Below are 5,630 nucleotides of genomic sequence, written 5' to 3'. Positions count from 1 at the left end.
CTGTAAGTCAATATATAATTGCTTTACCAGCGCCTAATTTTTAGATTTTATAGTTAATTTTTATAAAAATTATTAACTTTTTTACATACTAGGTTCGGTAGAGCCATAAAATTGCACCTCACGGGTAGTTTTGTTCCAGAGATGACGGACTCGTACAACCATGACAACGCTTTGAAGTCCTGCCCATAATCGGGGTTGATAAAGATGATTAATTGCAGAAACCGGAACCGACCAGACTTGACGAATTTCTCGGCGATGGTGTCCTTTTTCGATGCGTTTTTCATAACTGACATCAATCCCTTGAAATTGCTGAGAAGAAGCTGTTTCAAACCATTCTTGAACCTGATTGTAGAGAGTGGGATGATTTGCTTTGAGCGCCAGAACGTAATCTCCTTTCTTGTCGATAATCTTTTTGGCAATTTCTGTTTGTGTCCCCATTGCATCAATAGTGATAATGGAACCGGTGATATCCAGTAATTCTAATAATGCAGGAATAGCAGTAATTTCATGAGATTTATCTTCTACTTTCATCTGTCCCAAAACTAAACGTTGTTCACTCGACCAGGCACTAATAATATGGAGTGCCGATTTACCTTGATTTCGGTCATACGAACCCCTAATGGTCTTCCCATCTATGGGGATTATTTCTCCTCCCATCTTGGTGACAAGGGTTTCTACCCATTGAAGAAAACAACGATTCAATTCTTCTGGGTTAATAAACTCAAATACCCGACGAAAAGTGTCATCAGAGGGAATACCGTGAGGTAATGCCAAAAACTTTTCTAACCACTGTTTTTTGCTAATGCCATAATTTTCCATGTTTTCCCATCCTTGCGCTCCAGCAATTACTGCTAAAATCGCAATTACTAAGATATCTGTGAGTTGATGTTTCTTCGTTCTCTCCACTCTGGGATCTTTAATATCTTGGAAGTGCTGAACTAAACTTTTTTGAATACAAGCGATATCTGCCACTTCTGTTAGCTTTCTCTCAGGAGGAAAATTTTTCTGAGTATCGGCAGTTTTGTTGTTAAAGCCTTGAAACATATAGGGTATTTTTTGAGATTTTCAACTACAGTATTACTGTCATTTCACTGATCTGTGTTAGGAGTCAAGTGTGCTGTTTACACAGTCTCTTGTGCTTATTTTGTTAACTTTGTCAAGTTCATATTATACCAAATTAGATGAGCTTACCCTGGGTGGAATGGCACTCTATTAACTGGCGTAAGTTAGAGCGTAGCGTGTAAGCTGTTCAGCATCTAAAACGCATATTGTATGGTATAATGTGATAATTTTTAGAGAAAGTCAATGCCTACTAAAAACTTCCTCAGTTCTGAAACAAAGGAAACTCTGCAACAAGCATTAAAAAACCATGAGCATCCAGACATTCGACAAAGAGCGTTAATATTTTTATTACTAAACAACGGAAATACACAAGCTCAAACTGCTGAACTAATTGGATGTTCTCTCAGAAAAGTTGCCTACTGGAGCATTCATGGTGACCCTGATAATTTAGACAGTTTTAAAGATAATAGGATGAAGGGTAATTACCGAAAAGCCACAGAAAAATACATTAACTTACTTTTAGAAACAGTTGATATAGAGCCTGAGAAATATGGTTACGAGTTCGGAAGATGGACAACAGCTAGACTTGCAATACATCTAGGAGAGCAGACGGGAATTGAGCTGAGTAGTACCCAAGTAAGGAGAATTTTAAAATCAAAAAAGTATGTTTACCTCTGGGCTAAATACAGCTTAGAGTCTAAGCAAGATACCGTAGAGAGGGGTTTATTTAAAGATAAGTTAGCTAACTATATAAAAATAGAAAAAGAATCTCCAGACCTTTTACAGGTATGGTAAAGGGCGTGAGAGTGGATTTAGTTTAAGAGTGATTAGAAGGAAGAACTGGTGTAAAAAAGGAACTCGAAGTAATAAAAGAGGAGAGCGATGGAAAGGTCGTATTAATGTCATGGGTGGAGTGAGATATTCAGATAAAAAAAGATGGGTAAATTTTATTCCATCTGGGAACTCTGCTAATTTTTATGCAGTGCTGAAAAACTTTTATGAAGATTTAAAAGCAGAGTGGATATCGCAAGGAAATTTAGCGGAAGACTTTAAAGATCAAGGCTGTAAATTTGTACTCATTTTGGACAACGCTAGTTTTCATAAAAAAACAGAAACTTTGCAGAAGATAGCGACAGAAATGCCGAATGTAATCATAGAGTTTTAGCCCAAATATAGCCCTGACTATAACCTAGTTGAATTAGTATGGCATTCTGCCAAGGAATATGTTGCCAATAGATTATTTGAATCCATTGAAAAACTAGAATTACTGTTACATAAACTTTTAAATGAAGGAGAACTAATTATGAAATGGAACCGAAAAATAAAAAATCAAGGTAACTTAGTTAATGCAGTTTAGATGTCGAACAGCTTATTTCTCTTTTATGTTTTGCTTTATATCGTTTCCGGTAGCATCGGAATGATTTAACCGCAGAGAACACAGAGTACACAGAATCCGAGAATATATATCTGAATCATTCCCGTGTTACCGGATTTGATATTATTCCGATTTTTTGTTCTTTTCTCTGCTCTGATTGCACATTTTTCATTAGCGTTTTCGTGGTTTGTTAAATTGCGCTATAGGAGACAAGTGTAAAAAGATTTAAAGCTTGCTCAATCGTGACGTTTGTTTAAAAAACTTACGCATCGAGGTCAAGAAACCGGGTTTTTTGACTTTTATTGAAGGTTTTAAACAAATATTTTGGTGAAAAAACCCGGTTTCTAGCTACCCCTGCGTCCAAAAGTAGTTTATTCAATTCTGGCTTGGCTGAAGTTAGCACCGGTATAACCAGTTGTCAGCCAAAGAATGGCTCTAGCGCCGTCGCGAACAGCTTTTTCTATCGGTTCGGGGGTTCGCCCAGATGGAACGGCTACAGGCTTAAAACTAATGCCTCGACTGCCGAGCACGATTTCGCCGATGATCTGGGCTCGCCGCATATGATCGTCAGAAGTGATCAGGTAGATGCTTTCAATGCCTCGACCTTTCAATTCATCTACCAGCGTGGTAAAGTTTGTTACCGTATCCACCGCTCTGTAGTCTAGGTGCAGGCGATCGGGCTTAATGCCCGCTTCTGAAAATACCCATTCGGCGAACTCTGGATTGCTGCCAGAAGACACCCAAATTGGCAATTCAGGATGCTTCTGAGCAAATTTGGCGGCAAACACCTCTCGCTCCGTAGCCCCACCTAGAACTAACAAAGCTTGGGGTTTCTGAAATTCGCTCTTAAGGTGCTGATAGCCAAACCAACACGCCATTGAAAGCCCGACTAGGAAGCAAAAACTGCGTGAAGTCCTCAAATGTTTGTAACGCCGGGTGTTTGAATTGATTCTTAACCACATCTAAACCTATAAAAACTTTGCATAGCTGACAAAGGAACCATAACAAAAAATACCGCACGTACAACCCACTAACAGGAATTAAAAATTAAAAATTAAAAAAGGGACTGGGAAGTTAGATTTTAGATTGATTCTACCGTCGCTATCTGGGGGCCAAACTCAGCTATCGGCTTTTTATTCTACACGACTGTTGTTTGTAATAGTTTGCGATCGCACTTGCGACGGGCGCGAAACTCGTTTATTGTAAAATTTCTCGTTACTCAACCCTGGCTTTTTCTAAGAAACCGGATTTCTAGCCGCATACGGGTGCCTTCTTGATACCAGTATCCCTATCCAGATGAATTCGTTAGCGGATATCGAAAGCAGAAGGACAAAACTTAGGGTTTAGCCTTCTGCTGTGAATTGTTCTCGATTTTCCGTTAGTTCCACGGGACTGGCCGGGTTCGAACCGGCGACCTAGCGCTTCAGATTTGTGTGAGTTTCCCCACTCTCCGGACTATTCCTTCACCGTAGGCTTGCAGCCTTTAGGTGGTGGCCGTATGTTTAGGAGGTTTTATTGTGTTTTACTTCCTAAAGCCAGTCTCTGCACCTTCTTTACCTAAACTTAGATAAAGCTTGGCTCAAGATTACCGTATCTGCCGTCAGACTTAGGCTTCCTTGAGTTTGACCACATTCACTCCCAGAGTTTCCTCGCAGGGTGCCCGATTCTTCAGGAGGCGCTTGCTCTATCCATCTGAGCCACAGCCCCAGTTGCTGAACCGTTTTGATTATAGCAGTTAATGTCTGTTTTAAATTTTTAATTTTGGATCGTTAGGTACCGCCAGTGGCAAGTTTCGCACAGATGCGGGCAAAGTTTTCGGCTGCGGTGAATGTGCCCGCGCCGTAACAAGCGCGCTGTCTCCAGGCGGTGACGGGGAGATGTCCGGATGGGGCATTTTCGCCCCACGAGAGTTCGCTGTAATATTTCCAATTTTCCTTGACTCGCCAGCCGACTCGATCGCACAATTCTGTATATTTCCCCCCAACACTTTCCCAAATCTGCTGCTGTACGGTCAATCCGAACCGCCCGCTGCTGTATTGTTGCCAAAGTTGGTCGATCGTGCGAAGGTCTGTAAGAGGAAAGCCGTCAATATCGGCTGCACTCAGCCAGCCTTCATCTTCCCTGACAGCGATTTGCAGCAAGATTTCCCAGGTGTGTTCGTCAGCTTTGCGCCATTTTCCGGTTTCTAACAGCTTTTTGAGTTGTCGGTAATCCATCCCCACTTCAGAGATAGCCGGAGTTGAGTCAGGTATAGCGCTGATTTTGTTTTCTAGTCGCAGTAGAGTGTCGGCTATGAGTTCGGGGTTTAGTTGTTCGAGGCGGTACAGAACCCATTCTAACTGAGATTGAAGGTACGTGCGGGCGATCGCGCCTTGCTGCAATTCCTGTTGCAACTCGTCAAATCTAGCTGACCAATTTTGTTGATTGCGGCCCGATTCCCACATTTTTTTTGCCCACTGCAATCTAACTTGTTCTTGTTTTAAATAAGTTTTGGAAGGCTTAGGGCGTTGCGGGTAGGGAGTCAAATCCCAGCCGCAAATCGAGCAAAATTCGCCTTTTTTTTCTGTATATCGGGCACCGCACACTGGACAGTCAGACATAGCATTTGTTATTTGTTATTTGTTATTTGTTGTTTGTTGTTTGTTGTTTGTTATTTGTTGTTTGTTGTTTGTTGTTTGTTGTTTGGGTTCTTCCTTACTTGGTATGCTAAACTAACAATTAAAATGCCCTGGACAGCAAACATCTATTTTTATAGTTTTCAAAATCTCTAAAGCCATAAGCAGAACGTTTGATTAACTTAAGTTTGTTGTTAATACCTTCAACTATACCACTTGTTGTCCTATCAAAGTAAGCAATTATCTCGTCAAACCAATTAGTAACAGTCTTCACAGTATCTGGAAAATATTGTTTGGCTCTTTTTTGCCAGAGCCCAATTTTCAACAATCCCATCAATCAATTTATTTTTTGTTTTCAAATATTTGTCGAGGTTTTTCTTTTAATTTATGCATTTCTGCCAGATGAAGAAACTGTTTTTTAACATCCATTAGTTTGATATTTTGCTCTTCATTTAAATTATATTCATTTTTTAATAATAAATATTTAGTGTCGTTTATTACCTTTGATATTTCTTGAAATTATACTGCTTTTTTGGACAGTTTTGATTTTTCCCTTAAATCTATTACTTGCGTTATTT

Annotated in this window: 4 protein-coding genes and 2 pseudogenes; 1 reads left to right on the top strand and 5 read right to left on the bottom strand. The window is 40.0% G+C overall.

Annotated features, from left to right (window positions below; all coding sequences use genetic code 11):
* Positions 1 to 90 precede the first annotated feature (90 nt).
* Positions 91 to 972, bottom strand: a pseudogene (locus WBA89_RS01980) (ISAs1 family transposase); the annotation flags it as partial.
* 333 nt (positions 973 to 1,305) lie between these two features.
* Between WBA89_RS01980 and WBA89_RS01975 the strand changes: the two are divergent.
* A pseudogene (locus WBA89_RS01975) lies at positions 1,306 to 2,419 on the top strand (IS630 family transposase).
* A 389-nt stretch (positions 2,420 to 2,808) separates the two neighbouring features.
* On the opposite strand, the gene WBA89_RS01970 reads toward WBA89_RS01975, so the two are convergent.
* From WBA89_RS01970 to WBA89_RS01955, 4 genes are all read right to left on the bottom strand, one after another.
* Positions 2,809 to 3,399 carry a YdcF family protein gene (locus tag WBA89_RS01970; RefSeq protein ID WP_424403576.1) on the bottom strand — a complete coding sequence of 197 codons (591 nt, stop codon included), beginning with the start codon at positions 3,397 to 3,399 and terminating at the stop codon, positions 2,809 to 2,811.
* Between the two features lie 807 nt (positions 3,400 to 4,206).
* Complete coding sequence (locus tag WBA89_RS01965; RefSeq protein ID WP_424403574.1) at positions 4,207 to 5,037, bottom strand: GUN4 domain-containing protein; 831 nt, start codon at positions 5,035 to 5,037, stop codon at positions 4,207 to 4,209.
* 118 nt (positions 5,038 to 5,155) lie between these two features.
* On the bottom strand, positions 5,156 to 5,386 hold the full coding sequence (locus WBA89_RS01960; protein ID WP_424403580.1) for a transposase: 231 nt from the start codon (positions 5,384 to 5,386) through the stop codon (positions 5,156 to 5,158).
* An 8-nt stretch (positions 5,387 to 5,394) separates the two neighbouring features.
* A complete protein-coding gene (locus tag WBA89_RS01955) occupies positions 5,395 to 5,550 on the bottom strand; it encodes a transposase (protein ID WP_424403578.1) in 156 nt (51 codons plus the stop codon).
* Between the last annotated feature and the right edge of the window lie 80 nt (positions 5,551 to 5,630).

Source organism: Microcoleus sp., assembly GCF_049646505.1.
Taxonomy (GTDB): domain Bacteria; phylum Cyanobacteriota; class Cyanobacteriia; order Cyanobacteriales; family Microcoleaceae; genus Microcoleus.
The sequence above is the reverse complement of the archived record's forward strand: the minus strand, read 5'-3'. Positions and strand labels throughout refer to the sequence as shown.

Coding starts and splice junctions, on each gene's coding strand:
- WBA89_RS01960 (WP_424403580.1), bottom strand. CDS start 5,386: ATGGGATTGTTGAAAATTGGGCTCTGGCAAAAAAGAGCCAAACAATAT.
- WBA89_RS01970 (WP_424403576.1), bottom strand. CDS start 3,399: ATGTGGTTAAGAATCAATTCAAACACCCGGCGTTACAAACATTTGAGG.
- WBA89_RS01965 (WP_424403574.1), bottom strand. CDS start 5,037: ATGTCTGACTGTCCAGTGTGCGGTGCCCGATATACAGAAAAAAAAGGC.